The following is a 19,558-nucleotide window of genomic DNA, read 5'->3' as shown; positions in this document are numbered from 1 at the left end:
GCGGGACAGGTGGCAGGAAAAGGTCAGTCTGACCATAGCAGTACTCGAGGTGGGAAACCTGGGGAATCCAGAGCGGAACTCCGACCCTGAAAAGTACCGAAATGTGATAGAGCCTGCATTTCTCGCTTGCACACCGGCCACGAGTGCCCTAGCATGGTGGCTGTGCGGAGGAGCGACCGCGCAAAACAGCCGCGCTTTCCGGGTCTCCAAGCGGCCAGGAAAGCATCCGTAGGATCTCGGTATTCGTACGCCCGAAGTCCCACCCTATTTCGAGGAGGTGATCATTTGTCTAGTCAAGTTTCCTTTGCCGGTTCGTCCTGGGCAACCGATCTCCTGATCGACGCCCGGTAACGGGTTTTACCGGTTCGGGATCGTTTCGAATCGGCAAGGAGTCAGAAGGGCCGCAACGGATCACTCCGAAGCGGCCCTTCTTCCGTTACTTCGCCTGTCGCATGACGGTGCTCAGCTTGGCGTCCGCCGCGCGCACCAGCGCGTAGGCAAACTCCACGGTGCCCCGATAGAACGCAGGGTCCACCTTGTCGGCATCGTCTCCCGACTTGTGGTAGTCCGCATGATCTTCGACGCCGAGATACAGGAAGGGGATGCCCTTGCTGTGGAACGCCGCATGGTCCGACGACCCGGTCCAGTCGTCTCCCGGCTTGAGGTCCTTCGTGTCGTGCCCGAAGCGAATGGTCACGGCCGACGTTTTCGCCGCGACCTCCGCGATGGGCTTCAGTGACGGCGTGTGCGACGTGCCCGACACCCAGAGCGCCTTGCCGTCCTGACGCGCCACCATGTCGAGGTTGATGTTCAAAGCGATACGCTCAATCGGCACCGGCGGCGCGTTCACGAAGGCCTTCGATCCCACCATGCCCGATTCCTCGGCGTCGAAGAACGCGAGTATCACGTCGTGCTCTGGCGGCTCGCGCAACAATCGTTCGGCAATGGTGAGCAGTGCTACGCAGCCACTGGCGTCGTCGTCGGCGCCATTGAATATCTCGCCATTTCGTACGCCGAGGTGATCGTAATGCGCACTGAGCACCAGCACCGGACCGCTGGAATTCTTGCCGGGAATACGCGCCACGATGTTCGCCCCCGACGTATCGCTGCCGGCCCGCGCGCGAAGTGTGATCGGCATGGCGTAGCTCGAACCGATCGACTTCGCGCCCATGGCCGTGAGCTCGGCCACGATCCACGCCCGCGCGCGCACGGATCCGGCGGTGCCCGCACGACGCCCTTCCATGCTGTCGGCGGCCAACGCACCGAGTCGCTGCATGATGCGCGCTGTGGTGGCATCGGAGGCTGCCACGCTCTGCGCATGCATCGACGTTGTCACGCTCATCGCGGACGCGACCGCCACGGCGGCGGCAGCAACGCCGCGTCGTACCCACCTGTTGGAGAACCCGATCATTGAAACCACACCCCTGACTGTCCGGTAAGTCGCGCTCTGACCACAAAGGCGGATGCCGTTGCGATCACGTCGATAATCTGCACGTCGCGCACGCTGCTGCCCATCACCACACCGGGCGCCATCGAGCCGTTCAGCTTGCGCATCATTTCCGCGCGCACCGAGTCGAGCTGCGCGCCGAGGGCAACCCGTCCACCGTTCGTGGCGCGTCGGACCGCGCGCCCGACCAGCGGCGCGCCCAACGTGGCTTTTACCCGCGAGAGCCTCCCACGGCTCTCCAGCGACCAATCGAGATCGTCGAGGCGGATCTCACGCGTCTCGGCATCCCATCGCAACCGTGACGTCAACGACAGGCGTCCGCGAAGTGACCCCGACACCGTGAGGTCGATACGCACGCTGTCGCGCATGCCTCGCACGTGTACGCTGTCCACGCGCACACTGCCGGTGGCCGTCTCCTGCGCCAGCAGCAGCGCGGCACGACGTTCGAGTTCGGCGAAGGGCAGTTCCACACTCACGGGCACCGTGTACTCCGCAGGCGCAGTACCCAGCGACAGCACGGGCAGCGGCTTCATGCGCACCACTGGTTTCGCCCCGGCGATCACGCGCGGTCGCGCGTACAGCACCATGGTGGTGATGAGGCTCGGTCCGTTGCCGGCGAATGGCGTAACGCGCACGGCTTGCGGGTCGAGCACAAGCCAGAGCGAGTTCGTGGAGTCGAGCGGTGTAGGCTCCAGAAAACTCCTCCACAGCGAGTCGGCAAGCGGTTTAAAATCGCCGGCGGTGGGGATGGTGGTATCCGCTTCAGCGGCGAAGAGCGCCAACTGCGTGTCGATCACTCCTTGCAGCGTCTTGGTGGCGTCCAAGCCGAGCGCCGTGACCGTGCACGGGTCCACGAGGGCGGCGGCAAGCTTGGTGTCGCGCACCCCGATCTTCCAGTCACGCCGCCAGTACAGCGACGTCTGCATGGATGTCGTGGCACGTCGCATGGCTTCAGGCGCGTAGCCGCAGCTGGCCACGCGGGCACTGCCGCCGACCGTGCCCAGTCGCGCACGATACGCGAGCTTGGTCTCGATAGAGAGCTGCGGCCCCTCCGCGCGCACGCGCAACGGCTCACGACGATACACATACTGGTGGCACACCAGGCCGATCGCGGCGCAGCGGGCGGCACTGAGCGAGTCGCTCACCGGAAACAGCGAGTCGAGCGAGGGCGTGAGTGCGCTCAACACATACGTCACGCGCACCGGCACCACCGCCATCTCGGCCGCGCCCACCGGCACGGTCGATACTATCGACGAAGCCGGAGTGGGTAAGACCGACGTCGGCTCACTCGGCGTCGGCCCGCTCGGAACTTTGGAAGGTCGCACGGCGCAGCCGGCCGGCACCGCACACAAGACCATCACTCGCCACAACCCTGCCATCCGACGCCCTCTCGTTCAGAACGGTCCGCCCACACCGAAAGTGGCGTGGGTCAGACGCCCTTGAAGGTTAGCGGTACCTACCTCGAACACACCAAACGGGGCGTGGGGTGTGCAGCTAACTTGGTGTTACCCGTGAAGACCCCAACACGAGACACGACCATGACCGTTCTTCGCTTCCGCTTCGGACTTCACCTCGCAGTCGCCGCGGCCGTCGCCGTCTCGCTGGCCGCGCTCACGCCCACGCCGCTGTCCGCTCAGACGGGCGGTATGGGTGGCGGCATCGGTGCACGTGGCGACGGCATGGGCGGACGCGGTGGCGGCATGGGCAGCGGCAGCATGAAGTCGCCGGCCGCGATGGCGCGGGAACGACTGGAGAAGGCCGACCCCATCGAGTTCCTGCTCGATCGCAAGAAGCCGCTGGAGCTGTCCAGGGAGCAGCAGGACACGTTCAAGTCGCTGCGGAAAGAGATGCAGCGCGCGCAGGAGCCGCTGTTCAAGGATCTCGACAAACTGTTCGGCGACATGCCGCAGCGCGGCGGTCGTGGCGGCGGCGGGCCTCCGGATGGTGGCGAACCAAGTGGCGGCGCGCCCGACGCGGTGCGCGTGTTGATCGCCAAGATCTCCGACATGCAGGACAGCTTCCGCGACCGCGCACGCGAGCAGCTCAATCCGGTGCAACAAACGCGCGCCGATTCGCTGCAGCAGGTGATCCTGGAGGAAGAGCGCGCGAAGTTCGAAAAGGAGCGGGAGAAGCGGCGGGAGCAACGAGGGCGGGCCAACCGCCCGCTGCTGGTGGAAGCGCCCGCGTCGGAGCCATCTTTCGGAGTCCGGTAGTTCCCTCCATCGCACCGCCCACCAGCCATGACCCGTCGCCTGCTGCCATTTGCCGCCCTCGTGATGTTCTCGAGCTCCGTCGCCCTCGCGCAGTCCACGCGGGCTACCGCACCGGCGAACACGCTCTCCCCCGCCGAGAAGAAGGCCGGATGGAAGCTGTTGTTCGATGGGACGTCGTTGGCGGCGTGGCGCGGTTATCAGCAGGCAGACCTGCCGCCGGAGTGGATGGCCATTGATGGAACGATGACCAAGGTGAAGACCACCAACGACATCGTGACGCGCGAGCAGTACGGCGACTTCGAACTCGTACTCGACTGGAAGCTGCCGATGCGTGGCAATTCGGGCATCTTCTATCGTGCCACCGAGAAGGAAACGAAAGTGTACTGGAGCGCGCCGGAGTATCAACTCGCGGAGGATTCGCTCACGCCGGACAGCCGCAACCTGATGACGTCGGTAGCCGCCGTGTACGGGTTCTATCCGTCGAAACGCGGCGTAGTGCATCGCGCTGGTGAGTGGAACACCACCCGCCTGGTGGCCAAGGGCCCGCACGTGGAGCACTGGCTCAACGGCGAGCTCGTTGCACAGTACGAACTATGGTCGCCGGAGTGGCTGCTCAAGCTGCGTGGCGATCCGAACGACCCTGCCAGGAAGCCGCTCAAGTTCGCGCCGTACGCGGATTTCGGCATGGCGAAGACGGGGTTCATCGCCGTTCAGGGTGATCACAACGGCGAACTGTCCATGCGGAACATCAAGATCCGCGAGCTGAAGTAGGAGGAAGCCAGTGCCGCAGAGCCGCGAGATCGCGATCACCCGGTTCGACGGGCCAACGTCGAGCGAGACACGCGATTGCGTGGCTCTCGAGGAACCGCTCGAAATCCGGCTCGACGCAACCGACGGTACGGTGCGCGGCATCCGCAGTCTATCGATCACCATGCGCACGCCGGGGCATGACCACGAACTCGCTGCCGGCTTCCTGCTGACCGAAGGTCTGCTCCATCACGCGCACGAGATCGCGTCGATCACGCAGGATAGCGAGAACGTCGTCACCGTGCACCTCGCCGATCACACGCGCGTGGCGTGGCCCACGATGGAGCGACACTTCTACGCCACGTCCAGCTGCGGCGTGTGCGGCAAGTCCTCGCTCGACGCGCTCGAAGTGCCCGGCCTGCAGCGCATCGCGCGCGATGGATTCTCATTCAACGTGCAGATTCTCCCGCAGCTGTCCGATCGGCTGCGCGCCCAACAGGCGGTATTCGATCAGACCGGCGGCCTGCACGCTGCCGCGCTGTTCGACGACAATGGAGCGCTGGTCGACATTCGCGAAGACGTGGGGCGCCACAACGCCGTCGACAAGCTGCTCGGCGCGCAGTTTCTGCTTGGCCAAACGCCACTCGCGACTCGTCTGCTGTTTCTCAGCGGACGCGCCAGCTTCGAACTCGTGCAGAAGGCACTTGCCGCAGGCATCCCCATGATCGCCGCTGTAGGTGCGCCTTCGAGTCTGGCCGTAGAGCTCGCGCAACGATTCGACCTCACACTGCTCGGATTCGTACGCGATGAACGATTCAACGCCTACAGTGGCGCCTGGCGCCTGCATGGAGGCACGACATGAGCGACCATAAAAGTGACTACGGGGGCAATCACGGTAACCCGTCGTTCCTGAGCCCCGAAGTTCTCGACGCGGCGATTCGCGTAGGCACTCCCTCGGCGTCCTCTGGCGGTCTGCCTGCCGTGACGGTGGCGCTCACCATGGCCATCAAACAGATGGGTGTGTCACGCACGATGTCGTCGCTGCTCGACCTCAATCAGGAAGCGGGGTTCGACTGCCCCGGTTGCGCGTGGCCCGATCCAGACGGCGAACGGTCCCGTTTCGAGTTCTGTGAGAACGGCGCCAAGGCCGTGGCCGAGGAAGCCACGCGCGAACGTGTCACGGCGGCGTTCTTCGCTGAACACTCGGTAGCGGCCTTGGCCGAACGGAGTGACTACTGGCTTGGCAAACGCGGTCGCCTTACCGAGCCGATGTATCTGCCGAAGGGCGGCACGCACTACCAGCCCATCACGTGGGACGCCGCGTTCGACCTCATCGGCCGCGAACTCAACGCGCTCGCGTCGCCGCATGAGGCCGTGTTCTACACGTCGGGACGCACCAGCAACGAAGCCGCGTTTCTCTATCAGCTGTTCGTGCGGCAGTTCGGCACCAACAACCTCCCCGACTGCTCGAACATGTGTCACGAATCGAGCGGCGTCGGCATGCTCGAAACACTCGGTACCGGCAAAGGCTCCGTCTCACTCGCCGATTTCGAGCTTGCCGACTGCATCCTCGTGATCGGCCAGAATCCCGGCACGAATCATCCGCGGATGCTTTCCACGCTGCAGCGGGCCGCGCGACGCGGTTGCCGCATCGTGAGCATCAATCCGCTCGAGGAATCCGGACTCAAACGCTTCAAGCATCCGCAGGAAGTAACCGGTGTACTGGGTTCCGGTACGGCGCTCGCCACGGACTATCTACCGGTGCGCATCAACGGCGATGTGGCGCTGCTGAAGGGAATCCAGAAGGCGATGATCGAGTCACACGCGGAGTGCATCGATCATGCGTTCATCGGCGAGTACACCGATGGCTTCGTGCGCTACTGCGATGACCTGGCCGCCGAGTCGTGGGGTGCGATCGCCGCCAGCTCTGGCATTGCCGAGTCACGCATTCGCGAGATCGCGGCAGTGATCGCATCGTCGAAGACGATGATCTGTTGCTGGGCGATGGGCGTCACCCAGCACGAGAATGCAGTGGCGAACGTCAAGGAGATCGTGAATCTGCTTTTGCTGGGCGGTCACGTGGGCAAACCGGGAGCTGGTGCCTGCCCTGTGCGGGGGCACAGCAATGTGCAGGGCGACCGTACCATGGGGATCTGGGAACGTCCCACGCAGACTTTTCTGGACCAGCTTGGCGCCGAGTTCGACTTCACGCCGCCGTCCGCGCACGGATTCGACGTGGTCCACGCCATTGAAGCCATGCACCAGCGGCGTGCACACGTGTTCATCGCACTCGGCGGCAACTTCCTGTCGGCCGCACCCGACACCGCCTACACGGCGCAGGCGCTGCGCCAATGCCGACTCACCGTGCAGGTGTCTACCAAGCTGAATCGATCGCATCTGCTCACCGGGGAGCGCGCGTTGATCCTTCCCTGCCTCGGCCGCACCGAACGCGACCTACAGGCCGGAGGCGCGCAAGTAGTCACGGTGGAAAACTCCATGGGAATCGTGCACGGATCGCATGGACATCTCGCACCGGCATCGGAACAGCTGCGCAGTGAACCGGCCATCGTAGCCGGCATGGCGCGCGCCACCCTTGGCGTTGACTGGAGCGGTTTTATTGCCGACTACGATACCATTCGTGACCGGATTGCGCGCGTGATTCCGGGCTTCGACAACATGAATGCACGCGTGCGCGAACCGGGAGGGTTCGCGCTGCCGCACGGCGTGCGCGATCGCCGCGAGTTTGCCACCACGAACGGCCGGGCGCAGCTCACCGTGCATCCCATTCCCCAGTGGGCGCTGGAGTCGGGTCAATTGATGATGATGACGATCCGGTCCCACGATCAGTTCAACACCACGATCTATGGCCTCGACGACCGGTATCGCGGTATCAGCAACGGTCGTCGTGTGGTGTTGCTCAATGCTGACGACATCGCGGCGCAGGGATTCTCGGAAGGCGAAGCGGTCGACATCGTGAGTCACTTTCGCGGCGTGCAACGTCGTGCGCAGAATTTCCGCATCGTCACCTACGCGATCCCACGTGGATGTGCGGCCACGTACTTCCCCGAAACGAATGTGCTTGTGCCGATCGACAGCGTGGCAGCCGGCAGTCGGACACCCACGTCGAAGTCGGTGATCATTTCGCTGGAACGTGCCCTCGAGCCGGCGCTCGGACATGCCTGAGCACCAGCCCGTTTCGCTGCACGGGCTGGTGCTTACCGGCGGGGCGAGTTCGCGGATGGGCCGTGACAAGGCCAGCATCGTGTATCATGGTGCGCCGCAATGGCAGGCTGCCGCAGCGCTGCTGCGCGCGTGCGGCGCCGAACCGTTCTGGTCGTGCAGCGCAGTGCAGGCGGACGAGTGGAAGCTGGGCGATCGCGCGGTTCTCGACCTGGTACCGGGACATGGTCCCGCCAGCGGATTGCACGCCGCCTTTTCACGCGGTCATGCGGCGGCGTGGCTCGTGATCGGCTGCGACTATCCGAGGCTAGAAGCGGAGGACCTACGGCAGCTCGTCAACGCACGCTCGGCGGGCATCGACGCGGTGGCGTATCTCAACCACGAGACGAACGAAATCGACCCGATGATCGCACTGTGGGAGCCGGCAGCGCAACGGCAGTTCCTGCGGTCGTTCACCGACGGCGAATACAGCGCACGGCGCGTGCTGAGATCATGCGCCCTACGCGTGATCGAACCTCGCGCACCGCACGTGCTGGACAACCGCAACACGGCGGCTTCCGACTGACGCCTCCGTGCGGCGACGTACGCGTCGGGGCACACGGGGCGCGCCCGCGTCAGACCCGCACGAGTTGCCGGTCGATGATGCCGCGCGCGTGTGCCGGATCGCCGGTCAACTCGCCCAGATCCCAGAGGCCAAAGAGATCGAGCGGTTCACCACGGCTCACGGCACCGGCCAGCTGTTCGGCCACAAACAACGTCTCGGCCAGCGGATGCCGCTCGGAAGGGCGATCGCGACGATGGCGCGTGCCGATCGCGTCGGCCGCATCGATGCCAAGTCCCCATCGGTGCGCGGCGACGGCCCCCAGCGGCTCGTGCAGTTCGCGAACAAGCAACTCGAACCACACATCCGGCAGAGCAACGGCGCGACGATTGACGGTGCGCAGCGTCGAGAGCATGTCGAAAATGATCAAGAGACCGACATCGTGCAGGAGCGCAATCGCGAATGCTTCTTCACCGTCGGCGTTGAATGCCGGTGCGAGCGCCCGTGCCAAGGGACCGGTGGTCACCATACGCTGCCAGGCCGTGCCGAGCAACGCTTCGTACGTTCCGCCCGGCTTGCTGAGAAGCCCGTCAACCGACGCCGCGACGACGACGGCGCGCGTTCCGGCAAGGCCGATGCGGTCGATGGCCGCGTCGACGCGCAGGATGGGCGCGAGGCCGGCGCCATTCGACGCGCTGTTGGCCTGACGCAGCAGTCCCTGCACCAACGACGGATCGTTGCTGAGACGATCCACCAGCCGTGCCCGCGGAAAGTGCTCCTGCTCGCACAACGCCATCGCATCGCGAGCTGCCGCCGGTCGCTGGCGAATCATCTCACTGTGCCGCCTCAGGATTTCGAGCCCACTCGTCTTCGAGACGCGCCAACACCTGTTCCGTTCGCTCTACCCAGAAGTTCGAGTCCCTGGCAAGCCACACCAGACCACGGCCCTTCGTTTCCTCGATGGCAGATTCGTGCGCCTGGAGAATCTCGTCCGGGCGGCGCGGCGCGCGGGCGGATATGGTGGGGCTCGGCTTGGCGGCCGTACCCCTGAAAAGCATGAAAAGGAACGATGACTTGCGAGGAGACAAGGTGAAGCAGGACGCAGGCTGTTTCCCGCTGCTTTCCAAGTATCGTCAGCCCATGCTAAGCCCTTCAGTGCACCATACGCAACGCCTCACCCTCGCGATTGCCGCAGTCGATGCTGTTGTCGTTCCCGCTTGCGTCGGCGGCGAATCGTCCACTGAGGAGGAGCCGCTGGTGCCCTCGTTGACCGTGGCAGCAGGCGTTGATTCACAGACGGCGCCTTGGGGCTCGGCACGCTGTCCGCCCCAACCACGGTGACCGCGGCGTAGTGCGTGGCCACAGCCACGTGGGCCGCCGAGTCGCCACCTCGCGACTACACCTTCACAGCGCGGTTTTCCGGTAGCTTCGAAGCAACCTGCGTGGTGCGAACTGAGCCCCTCGCCTCTGTGCTGAACGCACACTCGGCTCTGGTGTGACGGAAGAACGTCATGGGAGCGCAGCACCGACCGCGAGCGAATAATCAGGTGGTATCGCACAGGAAAGCGCCAGCAGATTTACGCAATCAGTGAGCGCCGACAACCTCGAGCGCCTGCTCGAGGTCGCGCCACAAGTCGCGCGAATCTTCCAGGCCTACGCTGAGCCGCAGCAACCCGCTGGCGATGCCGGCAGCACGACGCGCGTCTTCGTTCACCACCCGGTGCGTCAGGAGTGCCGGTGGTTGAATGAGCGTATCGGTGGAGCCGAGGCTGACCGCCGGCGTGATGAGCCGCAGCGCCGCCACGAACGCGCGCAGCTTGGCCGGGTCACGATCGGCGAGTTGGAAGCTCAACACGCTGCCGGCTCCGTGCATCTGCGTACCCAACAGTCCACGCGGGTCCTGTCCGGGCAACGAGGGATAGCGCACCTCCGCAATGCGATCGTCACCGACAAGCTGCTGCGCCAGCACGCCCGCCGTGGCCTGGGCCCGTTCGATACGTACGGACAGCGTGGGCAAGCCACGATGCAGCAGGTAGCTGCCCATGGGATGCAGCAGGCCACCAGTGGCAGCGCGTACGTGCTTGATATCTCGCACCAGCGCATGAGCGCCGGCCACCACTCCGGCCAGCACATCGCCGTGCCCCCCGAGAAACTTGGTGGCACTGTGGATGACGAGCGCGGCCCCCTGCTCCATCGGTCGCTGAAGCACCGGCGTGGCGAAGGTGGAGTCCACAAGCACAGGCACGGCGCCGGCCTGACGCACCACGTGGGCGATGTCGACCAAGGCAATCGTGGGGTTGGCGGGCGTCTCGATGATCACCAGTCCGGTATCGGCCTGTATCGCCGTGCCCACCGCATCCTGCGTGGTCCAGGTGACCGTCATACCGAGCAGCCCCGACGTGAGCAGGTGATCGGCCGTCCCGTACATCGGGCGCACCGCCACGACGTGCGCGCCGCGCGACTTGGCGGCGAGCAGCGTGGCGGTGAGCGCCGCCATCCCGGAGCCGAAGGCAGCGGCGTCCTCCGCGCCTTCCAAGGCCGCCAGTCCGCGCTCGAAGCGATCCGTCGTGGGATTGAACAGCCGCTGGTACACGAAACTCCCCTGCGGCTGGTCACCTACCACCAAGGAGTCGAAGGAGCGCGCTGCGGCATCAAGGTCCGGCGTGGGATACGTGGAACTCAAATCGATCGGCGGGGCGTGCACGCCCAACGACGCGAAGTCTTCGCGGCCGACATGGACAGCGCGGGTGGCGAAGTGCGGCTCCATCGGATGTTCCATCGGATACTCCAGGTGCGGGAGGGATCCTGTAAATTATCCATTTCCACGTTCAGGAGACACCTATACCGAATTCTATTCGGAAATCTTCACCAGTCATGTCCGCTGACCGAATCGACCGCGAGATTCTGGCGCATCTCCAGCACGATGCACGGATCTCGAATAAGGTCCTCGCGGCGCGCGTCGGGCTTGCGCCGTCGAGTTGCCTCGCTCGGGTGCGACGCTTGGAGGAGACAGGCGCAATTCTCGGCTATCATGCCGATGTCGACCCGCGCGTGCATGGGGTGACGTTGGAAGCCCTGGTGGCGGTGCGACTCGCCCAGCATACGCGCACCGCAATCGGTCGCTTCGAGCAGCATGTCGTCACGCTACCCGAAGTGCGCGGCGTGTTTCATCTCACGGGCGCGAACGACTATCTCGTGCACGTGGCGGTGCGTGACGCTGAACATCTGCGCGAGTTCGTGCTCGGTGCGTTCGCCGCGCGCGCCGAGGTGGGCCATCTGGAGACATCGCTGATCTTCTCGCATCGAAGCAATCCCGGGTTCGGGACGCAGGGCACGCGCGCATAGTTGGTCGCCTGCCACGTTAGCTTGCACCCTGTGGCCGCGACCAGCGGTTCCCGGACGCTGAATATCTCTCGAGGCATAGCGCATGGTTTCGCCGTACGTGTTGGTGGCAGGACAGGGGCTCACGACGACCAAAGCGCCGTACATTGAAAACGCCGTCGCCAATGGCGAGATGTATATCACGCAACCATACGAGCTGTACTCGGCGGACAACCATGACGCGTGGCGGCGACTGTATGCGCGCATGCAGGAACGATGGGCGCGCTACGCCAATGTGCGCTTCCTCGACGGCTTGGACACCCTCTGCTTCGATGCCACGCAGGTGCCGCGACTGGAAGACGTGAACAAGTTCATGGCGCCGCGCACCGGGTTCCGCGCCAAAGCGGTGAGCGGGTTCGTGCCGGCCTTCAATTTTTTCGACTGCCTGAGTCGGCGCGAATTTCCGACCACCATCACCATCCGTGACGGGGCATCGCTCGACTACCTGCCTGAGCCCGACATCTTTCACGACATTGCCGGGCACGTGCCGATGCACACCGACCCGGCATTCGCCGAAACGCTCGTACGATTCGGGGCCTGCGCACACCTCGCCGCCGAGTTGGTGAGCACCGTGCCCGACCGTTCGGAGAAGCTGCGCCGGCTCACCAGTATTCAGAATGCGCTACAGCGCTTCTTCTGGTTCACTGTGGAGTTTGGCCTGATGCGCGGACAACGCGCCGAGGAACTCAAGGTGTACGGCTCAGGATTGTTGTCGTCATACGGCGAGATTGTGCATTGCGTGGACAGCGCGACGACGCAACGGCACCCGCTCCAATTGGAATGGGTGATCAACCAGCACTTCGAAATCGATCACTATCAGCCGTTGTTGTTCATCGTGAACGACTTCGACCATCTGTATGAATTGGTCGGACAGCTCGAAGCGTGGATGAGGGCCGGCAAACTAGACAACGTGACGCCGGGGTATCGTCAGATGAGCGAGGCCGACGCGCAGAGCTTTCTCGAAGCGAGCTTGGCGCGGTAGCCAGCGTCGCACTCGCTCACCACGCCCGCTCTGCCCCCGTCCAATCCAGAAAGCTCCCCGTCTTCTCGCGCGGTAACCGCTCCATCTGACTCAGCAATCCGAGCGCCGCTTCATCGATCGGCACCCGGAACGCCGGACCGTCCGGTGTGGTGGCGAAGTGCCCGGGATTGCCCAGCATCAGCACAATGCGCTCGGCACTCAGATCATGTGCCAGCGCGCGCATGTGCATGTGCAACGCCGCACCGCTGGCGCACGTGGCGTAGTCGCCGCCCTGTGACTTGCCGGAGAGTGAGCCAAGCCAGCTGCTCACCACCAACACCCGCGCGCCATCGCGATTGGCCAGGAATGGCAGCAGCGTGCGCACCAGCAACAGCGGCGCCACGGCATGTCGCCGGTAATGCTCGGTGAGCCCCGTACCCGACAGCGTCGACAGTAGTTGATCGCGTTCGCTGTCCACCAGCTTCTCATGCTGCCCCGGCTCGGCCGGCGCGATGATCAATTGATCGAGCGTGTCGGTGAGACGCTCCAGCACCGGAACCGCATCGGCCACCAACGACGGATCGGCGGGATCGAGTGCGATCAGCTCCAATCCCCCGTATTCGGCGCGCAAATCCGCCAACACCGGTACCCGCGCCGGATTTCGCGCCGCAGCGTACACTTTGTCGCCGCGAATGAGACACTGCCGCACCAGCTCCACACCGAGTGGACGCGCCGCGCTGGTGATCAGCGTGCGACGCGGCGACGCCATCGCGTGCATCCCGGCACCGGTCACGACGCGCTCCCGCGCGTCGCACGCAGCACGCCTTCCACCGCGCTCACGGTCGCTTCGATCTCGATGGGTCGATTGGCGCGCGCGTAGTCTGCACGCTGATGTAATTCTACAAGCATTCCAGGATCCTTGAGTACATGTCCGGTGAGCACGGCAACGACGGTGTCGCTCGCTCTGATAATACCCTCACGCACAAGCTGTCGAACGCCGGCAACACTGGCCGCGCTGGCCGGCTCGCAGCCGACACCGGCCCCATCGATCGTCACCTTGGCGTCGATGATCTCGTCGTCGGTGGCCGATATCACCACGCCATCCGTTTCACGAATCGCCCGCACGGCGCGATCCCAGGAGGCCGGATCGCCGATACGAATGGCCGTCGCAATCGTTTCCGCTTGCACCGTGTAGCGCGTCGCGAAATCCTCGCGGAACGCGCGCGCGAACGGCGCCGCTCCGGCCGCCTGCACGCTCACGAGGCGAGGCACCTTCGTGATCAGCCCCAGCTCCTTCGCTTCACGCAGCGCCTTCCCGAAGGCTGCCGTGTTCCCCAAATTGCCGGCAGGCAGCACGATGAAGTCGGGCGCGTTCCATCCCAGCTGCTGCAGTAGCTCGAACACGATCGTCTTCTGCCCTTCGACACGCCACGGGTTGATCGAGTTGAGCAGATAAATCCCCAACTCACGCGCGGCCTGCTGCACCAGTCGCAGGCACTCGTCGAAGTCACCCTTTACCAACAGCGTACGCGCGCCGTACGACAACGTCTGCGCCAGCTTGCCAAGCGCGATTTTTCCCGCCGGCACGAACACGAGTCCGGGAATGCCCGCCTGTGCCGCATACGACGCCAACGCCGCCGACGTGTTGCCTGTACTCGCACACGCCACCGCACTGGCCCCGATACGTACGGCTTGCGTGGTCCCTACGGTCATGCCGCGATCTTTGAACGAACCGGTAGGATTGTGCCCCTCATGCTTGATCAGCAAGCCGTCGCAGCCGGTGTACCGCGAGATCGCCGGGCGCGACAACAGCGGCGTGTTCCCCTCGGGGTGACTCACGATGGCATCACCGGCACCGGGCATCACGATCGACTCGAAGCGCCAGACGCCCGAGGCGTGCCCCATCGGCAGCGCGCAGCAATGCTGCGAAAAGCGGTGCTTGATGGCGTTGGCGGAGAGAGGCGCATCGAACTCATCGACCGGCGCCCGGTGAATGATCTCGAGCAGTCCACCGCACGTCGGACAATCGGGCGCCGCATCCAGCGGCGATAGCAACTGGCCGCAGGCGGCGCATCGCTGCACACTCTGCACGGCGCCATCCGGCAGTCCTGTTACACCCGCAGGCAGAAACACCGCATTGGCAGGCAACGGGTGAGACATCGGCGTGGTCATGACGGCGTGAGCTGAAGGATGTCGTTGAGCACACCGGCAGCCGTGACGGCCGGACCAGCGCCGGGGCCGGTGATCACCAGCGGATGCTCACGATAGCGCATGGTGGTGAACACGATCTGATTGTCCGTCCCGCGCAGTCCCGCCAGCGGATGCGTGAGCGGCACGGCGCGCAGCCTCACTTCCACTTTTTTGGGCGATGCGTTCAGCACGTAGCGCAGCACGCGCCCTTGCTTCGTGGCCGCGGCGAAACGCGCTGCCCATACCACGTCTTGCTGTGACAACGACGCCAGGAATTTCGGCAGTGGCATGCCGCGATAGGCCGTCGGCACCAGCGACTCCACGGTCACGTCTTTCAGATCACCGACAAAGCCCATCATGCGCGCCAGGATCAGCGCTTTACGCGCCACGTCCATACCCGACAAGTCATCGCGCGGATCGGGCTCGGTAAAGCCTCGCGACATCGCGTCACGCAACGCGTTGCTGAACGGCCGTCCCTTCCCGATCTCGGTCAGCAAAAAGCCCAGCGTGCCCGACGTGCATCCCTCGATGCGGAGCACCTTGTCACCGGTTTCCACGAGCTTCGCGTAGCTGTCCATCACCGGGAGTCCCGCGCCCACGGTGGTCTCGTGCAGCAGCCGCGATCCATGCCTAGCCGCGAGTGCGCGCAACGACGCCACCTCGGCGCGCGGTGCCGACAACGGTCGTTTGTTGGCCATCACGATGTCCATGTTGGCCACGATCGCGGCACGGATGGCCGGTAGCGTTTCGTGTGCCGTGACGTCCACCAGCACCGGACGCGCCAACGCGTGCGAACCGATGTACGCCACCGCTTCGGCCGCCGTCCCCTTGTGCCCGCCGCTCATCGCGGCCAACGCGCTGCCCGACTCCTTGGCCTTCGCATACGTGGCCAGCTGACGCGCCGTGAATCCTTCAGGTTCGAACACGAATCCGCTGCGATCCACCAGCCCCACGATCGTAGGCTTTACGCGACGCCGCACGCGCGGCAGCATGCGCAGCAATTCGCGACCGATCAGACCCACGCCCAACAGCACCACGTCGAGCCGATCTTCCTCGCGCAATCCACCGCCGCCGATCTTGTCGAGCTGGAATTCGTCATGAACGGCTTGCGCCGCCACTTCTGCATCGGGCTCGGCAATCACCACGGAGATATTCAGCTCACTCGAGCCTTGCGCGATCGCCACGATGTTCACGCCCGCCTTCGACAGCGACGTGAACATCCGTGACGCAATCCCGGGCGAACCAGCCATGCCGAGTCCGACCACGGCCAGCGTGGCCATGCCGCGCTGCACATCCATCCCTTCCAATTCGCGACGCGAGAGTTCGAGTGCGAAGGCCTTCTCCAGCGCCGCCCGTGCGTCGGCGCCACGTTCCGCCGGCACGCACAGACAGATGGAGTGTTCCGACGAGGCCTGCGAGATCAGCGTGACCGAAATGCCGGCCTGCTGCAGCGCGGCGAACGTGCGGGCAGCGATGCCGGGCACGCCAAGCATGCCGTTGCCCGTGACCGTGACCAGTGCCTGACTGCGCACGACGGAGAGGGCCTTGACGGGATATCGCGTGAGCGTGTGGCGCACCGAGATCTCGGTGCCCGCGGCGGTGGGATCGGCGAACGGTCGCACGAACACCGGTACGCGCACCCGCGCCAGCGGAATGAGCGCACGCGGATGCAGCACCTTCGCGCCGTAATACGCGAGCTCCGCCGCTTCGCGCACGTTCAGCTGCGGTACGATGCGCGCGGTGGGCACCAGACGCGGATCCGTCGTCATCAGCCCCGGCACGTCTTTCCAGAGCGTAATGCGCTGGGCGCGCAGCGAACGGCCCAACACCGTGGCGGTGAGATCGCTCCCGCCGCGCCCCAGCGTAACCAAGGCGCCGCTTGCCGTACCTCCGACAAAACCGGGAACCACGGGCAGTACACGCTTCTTCAACAGCGGGCGCAACTGCGCGCGCACTTCACGATCGGTGGCCACGAGGTCCGGGAAGGCCCCGCCGAACACACCGTCGGTTCGAATGAGCGTCGCGGCTTCGACGTACTCGGCCTTCGCGCCGCGCGCGAGGAGGCCGGCCACGACCAGACGCGCCGAGAGCTGCTCGCCACGCACCAACAGGAAATCTTTCGTGCGCGGCGTAAGTTCGCGCAGGCTGGCCACGCCGTGGCCGAGCGTGCGCAGCTCCCCGAACGCCTTTTCCAGTTCGCGGAGCAGGCGCGCCCGCACCCGGGCGTTGCCGACGATGCCAGCGGCCACCGCCGCGTGTCGCTTGTGCAGCTTCGTGACCTGTTCGTCGACCGCGGCGACATCACCCGTGCGGGCCGCCTCGGCGACAGCCAACAGCGCGTCGGTCACGCCGGCCAGCGCCGAGACCACGGTAACCACGCGGCCAGGGCGCGGTTCGAGGATCAGCTCGATGGCGTGGCGAACCGCCGCTGCATCGGCCAGCGAGGCCCCGCCGAACTTGAAGACATCAATCGCAGGAGATCGCGAGGCAGAGCGGGGACGCAGTGGCGGCATGTCGCAGCTGGAAAATGAGACCGATCGGACGCCCCGGTCCTACGTTTTCACGGCCATTCGGGGCACATCCGCACACTACTCCGGGCCGGTTCACCTGTCCACACCGGCGCGCGCTTGCATACCTTTCCCAGGCTCGTCCTGCGCGACCATTCCGGGTCGCGCTTACGTCCCGTGTTCCCGTGGATATGACCGCACCTGTCGAAGCGCTACCCGCCCCGCTTGCCCCCGAGCCTGCCCCACTGCCGCAACGGCTCGCCGGTCTCGCTCAGCTCGCGAACAATCTGGCGTGGAGCTGGAATCGCGACGCGCGGATGATCTTCAAGGAGATCGACGAGAGCCTCTGGCATCGGCTGCGCCACAATCCGATCCGGCTGCTCCAGCTCGTCGAACCGGCGCGTCTCGTGCAGCTCTCCGAAGACGCAGTCTTCTGCACGCGTTACGACCGCGCGATGCAGTGGCTGGCCTCCGAGCGGTCGGATGAGCACACGTGGTACGCCCGCGCCTTCCCCGAGCTTCGCGGCCAGCCGGTCGCGTACTTCTGCGCCGAGTTCGGTGTGCACAATTCGGTGCCGATCTATTCCGGCGGCCTCGGCGTGCTGGCCGGAGACCATCTGAAGACGGCGTCCGATCTCGGTATCCCGCTCGTAGCGGTCGGCATCCTGTATCGGCAGGGGTACTTCGATCAGCACATCCGCGTGGACGGCTGGCAGGAAGACTCGAACGATGCCATCGACTTCAATGTGGTACCGATCGTGCCGCTGCCGGGCAAGGATGGCGAGCGGCATCTCGTCACCGTGAACACGTTCGGTCGCGACATCAACATCCGCGTGTGGAAGATGCAGGTAGGTCGCGTGCCCGTGTATCTGCTCGATTCCGATCTCCCCGAAAACCATCCCGACGACCGGCCGTTGCTCTCGAAGCTGTACTCGGGTGGCCCGGCCATGCGCCTCCGTCAGGAATGGTTGCTGGGCGTTGGCGGTGTCCGGGCGCTGCGGGCGCTCGGCATCGCGCCGGCCGCCTGGCATGCCAATGAAGGGCATGCCGCGTTCATGATGGTGGAGCGCGTACGCGAGCTGTGCCAGCAGGGCGTGACGTATGCGGAAGCGGTGAAACAGGTGCGCGACCGGAGCGTATTCACCACGCATACGCCGGTGCCGGCGGGTCACGATCACTTCGGCGTGAACGAAGTGCGTCAGTGTGCCAATGGATACTGGAACGATATGGGCATCGACGCCGAGACTTTCCTGCGCATCGGGTACATGCCGGAATCGGGTGGCGACGTCTATCACATGACGGCCGCCTCGGTGCGTCTCTCGCGGCGCGTGAATGCCGTGTCGCGACGCCATGGCATCGTGACGCGCAATATGAGCCGCTCGCTTTGGAACGGGCGCGAGGCCGAGAACATCCCTGTCGGTCACGTCACCAACGGCGTGCATCTCGCGACGTGGATGGCCAATCCCGTCATGAAGCTGCTGGATGACCACTTCGGACCGGCGTGGGGGCACAGCGGTGACCCGGCGCTCTGGGAACAGGTGCTCACGCTCGATGACGAAGCGCTGTGGTTCACGCATATGCGCCTCAAGCACACGCTCATGCGCCTCGTGCGCGAGGACGCGCGCAACGCGTTTGCGCGGCGGCAGCTCGAGGCCACGCAGCTCGTCGGCGCCGGCACGCTGCTCGACCCGAAGACGCTCACCATCGGCTTCGCGCGTCGCTTCGCCACCTACAAGCGCGCCGACCTCATCTTCCGCGATGTCGAACGCCTGCGGAAGCTCGTCACCAATGTGCAACGTCCGGTGCAGATCGTGTTCGCCGGCAAGGCGCACCCGGCCGACAATCCGGGCAAGCAGATTCTCCAGAACGTGTATCACTTCACACGCGATCCGCGGTTCGAAGGGCGCGTGGCGTTCGTGGAAGACTACGGTATGCACCTCGCGCACCTGCTCGTACAAGGCGTCGACCTGTGGATGAATCTTCCGCGCGTGCCGCTGGAAGCGTCGGGCACCAGTGGCATGAAGGCGGCGCTCAACGGCGTGCCGCAGATCTCCACGATCGATGGCTGGTGGGAAGAGGGCTACGAAGGCAACAACGGCTGGGCGATCACGCCGGAAGAAGACGACGAGGCGGGCGTGAGCACGTCGAACCGACTGTACGAGCTGCTCGAACAGGAAGTCGTGCCGCGCTACTACGACGTGGACCAGAACGACTTGCCACGTCGGTGGCTGGCCACGATGAAGCACTCCATTCGTGTCGCGGGCCAGCAGTTCACGGCGCGTCGCATGGTAGAGCAATACGCACGTGCCTATTATGCACCGGCAATCCTGGGCGACGCACTGCCCGACGATCCACCAATCGCGTGACGCCTGGACAATGACCGCCGCCGCC

Annotated in this window: 16 protein-coding genes; 8 read left to right on the top strand and 8 right to left on the bottom strand. The window is 65.0% G+C overall.

Annotated elements, in window-relative coordinates; translation table 11 throughout:
• Nucleotides 1-436 precede the first annotated feature (436 nt).
• Both ACESNG_RS23910 and ACESNG_RS23905 read right to left on the bottom strand, forming a co-directional pair.
• On the bottom strand, nt 437-1,342 hold the full coding sequence (locus ACESNG_RS23910) for a M20/M25/M40 family metallo-hydrolase (RefSeq protein ID WP_373071220.1): 906 nt from the start codon (nt 1,340-1,342) through the stop codon (nt 437-439).
• Between the two features lie 65 nt (nt 1,343-1,407).
• The gene (locus tag ACESNG_RS23905) at nt 1,408-2,685 is read right to left on the bottom strand and encodes a DUF4403 family protein (RefSeq protein ID WP_373071218.1); all 1,278 of its coding nucleotides are present in this window, start codon (nt 2,683-2,685) and stop codon (nt 1,408-1,410) included.
• Between the two features lie 300 nt (nt 2,686-2,985).
• Here ACESNG_RS23905 and ACESNG_RS23900 point away from each other — a divergent pair, with 300 nt between their 5' ends.
• The 5 genes from ACESNG_RS23900 to ACESNG_RS23880 are packed head-to-tail and all read left to right on the top strand — an operon-like array spanning nt 2,986 to nt 8,152.
• On the top strand, nt 2,986-3,660 hold the full coding sequence (locus ACESNG_RS23900) for a hypothetical protein (RefSeq protein WP_373062038.1): 675 nt from the start codon (nt 2,986-2,988) through the stop codon (nt 3,658-3,660).
• A gap of 27 nt (nt 3,661-3,687) precedes the next feature.
• Nucleotides 3,688-4,431 carry a DUF1080 domain-containing protein gene (locus ACESNG_RS23895; protein ID WP_373062037.1) on the top strand — a complete coding sequence of 248 codons (744 nt, stop codon included), beginning with the start codon at nt 3,688-3,690 and terminating at the stop codon, nt 4,429-4,431.
• Between the two features lie 10 nt (nt 4,432-4,441).
• Nucleotides 4,442-5,269 (top strand): formate dehydrogenase accessory sulfurtransferase FdhD, encoded by an 828-nt coding sequence (gene fdhD, locus ACESNG_RS23890; RefSeq protein WP_373062035.1) that lies wholly within the window; start codon nt 4,442-4,444, stop codon nt 5,267-5,269.
• Entirely contained in the window at nt 5,266-7,590 is a 2,325-nt protein-coding gene (locus ACESNG_RS23885) for an FdhF/YdeP family oxidoreductase (protein ID WP_373071216.1), read from the top strand. Before fdhD ends, ACESNG_RS23885 begins: the two co-directional genes overlap by 4 nt.
• Nucleotides 7,583-8,152: a molybdenum cofactor guanylyltransferase gene (locus ACESNG_RS23880; protein WP_373062031.1), complete on the top strand. Its 570-nt coding sequence runs from the start codon at nt 7,583-7,585 to the stop codon at nt 8,150-8,152. The genes ACESNG_RS23885 and ACESNG_RS23880 overlap by 8 nt, the downstream gene beginning before the upstream one ends.
• Before the next feature lie 49 nt (nt 8,153-8,201).
• Here ACESNG_RS23880 and ACESNG_RS23875 read toward each other — a convergent pair whose 3' ends face one another.
• The 3 genes from ACESNG_RS23875 to ACESNG_RS23865 form a co-directional block, all read right to left on the bottom strand.
• Nucleotides 8,202-8,960, bottom strand: a complete 759-nt coding sequence (locus ACESNG_RS23875) for an HDOD domain-containing protein (RefSeq protein ID WP_373071214.1) — start codon at nt 8,958-8,960, stop codon at nt 8,202-8,204.
• 1 nt (nt 8,961) lies between these two features.
• Nucleotides 8,962-9,186: a hypothetical protein gene (locus ACESNG_RS23870; RefSeq protein ID WP_373071212.1), complete on the bottom strand. Its 225-nt coding sequence runs from the start codon at nt 9,184-9,186 to the stop codon at nt 8,962-8,964.
• 527 nt (nt 9,187-9,713) lie between these two features.
• Entirely contained in the window at nt 9,714-10,907 is a 1,194-nt protein-coding gene (locus tag ACESNG_RS23865) for a PLP-dependent aspartate aminotransferase family protein (protein ID WP_373062029.1), read from the bottom strand.
• Nucleotides 10,908-11,002: 95 nt separating this feature from the next.
• Here ACESNG_RS23865 and ACESNG_RS23860 point away from each other — a divergent pair, with 95 nt between their 5' ends.
• Together ACESNG_RS23860 and ACESNG_RS23855 are read left to right on the top strand one after the other, a co-directional pair.
• Nucleotides 11,003-11,473, top strand: coding sequence for an Lrp/AsnC family transcriptional regulator (locus tag ACESNG_RS23860; protein WP_373062027.1), 471 nt, complete (start codon nt 11,003-11,005; stop codon nt 11,471-11,473).
• An 82-nt stretch (nt 11,474-11,555) separates the two neighbouring features.
• The gene (locus ACESNG_RS23855; protein WP_373062025.1) at nt 11,556-12,491 is read left to right on the top strand and encodes a phenylalanine 4-monooxygenase; all 936 of its coding nucleotides are present in this window, start codon (nt 11,556-11,558) and stop codon (nt 12,489-12,491) included.
• 16 nt (nt 12,492-12,507) lie between these two features.
• Here ACESNG_RS23855 and ACESNG_RS23850 read toward each other — a convergent pair whose 3' ends face one another.
• From ACESNG_RS23850 to thrA, 3 genes are read right to left on the bottom strand one after another with little or no spacing between them, the layout of a single operon-like run.
• Entirely contained in the window at nt 12,508-13,263 is a 756-nt protein-coding gene (locus ACESNG_RS23850; RefSeq protein WP_373062023.1) for an SDR family NAD(P)-dependent oxidoreductase, read from the bottom strand.
• Nucleotides 13,260-14,642 carry a threonine synthase gene (gene thrC / locus ACESNG_RS23845; RefSeq protein ID WP_373071210.1) on the bottom strand — a complete coding sequence of 461 codons (1,383 nt, stop codon included), beginning with the start codon at nt 14,640-14,642 and terminating at the stop codon, nt 13,260-13,262. The genes ACESNG_RS23850 and thrC overlap by 4 nt, the downstream gene beginning before the upstream one ends.
• The gene (gene thrA, locus ACESNG_RS23840) at nt 14,639-17,173 is read right to left on the bottom strand and encodes a bifunctional aspartate kinase/homoserine dehydrogenase I (RefSeq protein ID WP_373071208.1); all 2,535 of its coding nucleotides are present in this window, start codon (nt 17,171-17,173) and stop codon (nt 14,639-14,641) included. Before thrA ends, thrC begins: the two co-directional genes overlap by 4 nt.
• Before the next feature lie 185 nt (nt 17,174-17,358).
• On the opposite strand from thrA, the gene glgP reads away from it, so the two are divergent.
• Nucleotides 17,359-19,533 carry an alpha-glucan family phosphorylase gene (gene glgP / locus ACESNG_RS23835; protein ID WP_373062017.1) on the top strand — a complete coding sequence of 725 codons (2,175 nt, stop codon included), beginning with the start codon at nt 17,359-17,361 and terminating at the stop codon, nt 19,531-19,533.
• The last annotated feature ends 25 nt before the right edge of the window (nt 19,534-19,558 follow it).

This window comes from Gemmatimonas sp., assembly GCF_041689975.1.
Classification (GTDB): Bacteria; Gemmatimonadota; Gemmatimonadetes; order Gemmatimonadales; family Gemmatimonadaceae; genus Gemmatimonas.
The sequence above is the reverse complement of the archived record's forward strand: the minus strand, read 5'-3'. Positions and strand labels throughout refer to the sequence as shown.

What these genes read in the sequence shown, in the direction of transcription:
- ACESNG_RS23910 (WP_373071220.1), bottom strand. Translation starts at nt 1,342, where the DNA reads ATGAGCGTGACAACGTCGATGCATGCGCAGAGCGTGGCAGCCTCCGAT.
- ACESNG_RS23900 (WP_373062038.1), top strand. Translation starts at nt 2,986, where the DNA reads ATGACCGTTCTTCGCTTCCGCTTCGGACTTCACCTCGCAGTCGCCGCG.
- ACESNG_RS23895 (WP_373062037.1), top strand. Translation starts at nt 3,688, where the DNA reads ATGACCCGTCGCCTGCTGCCATTTGCCGCCCTCGTGATGTTCTCGAGC.
- ACESNG_RS23885 (WP_373071216.1), top strand. Translation starts at nt 5,266, where the DNA reads ATGAGCGACCATAAAAGTGACTACGGGGGCAATCACGGTAACCCGTCG.
- ACESNG_RS23880 (WP_373062031.1), top strand. Translation starts at nt 7,583, where the DNA reads ATGCCTGAGCACCAGCCCGTTTCGCTGCACGGGCTGGTGCTTACCGGC.
- ACESNG_RS23875 (WP_373071214.1), bottom strand. Translation starts at nt 8,960, where the DNA reads ATGATTCGCCAGCGACCGGCGGCAGCTCGCGATGCGATGGCGTTGTGC.
- ACESNG_RS23870 (WP_373071212.1), bottom strand. Translation starts at nt 9,186, where the DNA reads ATGCTTTTCAGGGGTACGGCCGCCAAGCCGAGCCCCACCATATCCGCC.
- ACESNG_RS23865 (WP_373062029.1), bottom strand. Translation starts at nt 10,907, where the DNA reads ATGGAACATCCGATGGAGCCGCACTTCGCCACCCGCGCTGTCCATGTC.
- ACESNG_RS23860 (WP_373062027.1), top strand. Translation starts at nt 11,003, where the DNA reads ATGTCCGCTGACCGAATCGACCGCGAGATTCTGGCGCATCTCCAGCAC.
- ACESNG_RS23855 (WP_373062025.1), top strand. Translation starts at nt 11,556, where the DNA reads ATGGTTTCGCCGTACGTGTTGGTGGCAGGACAGGGGCTCACGACGACC.
- thrC (WP_373071210.1), bottom strand. Translation starts at nt 14,642, where the DNA reads ATGACCACGCCGATGTCTCACCCGTTGCCTGCCAATGCGGTGTTTCTG.
- thrA (WP_373071208.1), bottom strand. Translation starts at nt 17,173, where the DNA reads ATGCCGCCACTGCGTCCCCGCTCTGCCTCGCGATCTCCTGCGATTGAT.
- glgP (WP_373062017.1), top strand. Translation starts at nt 17,359, where the DNA reads ATGACCGCACCTGTCGAAGCGCTACCCGCCCCGCTTGCCCCCGAGCCT.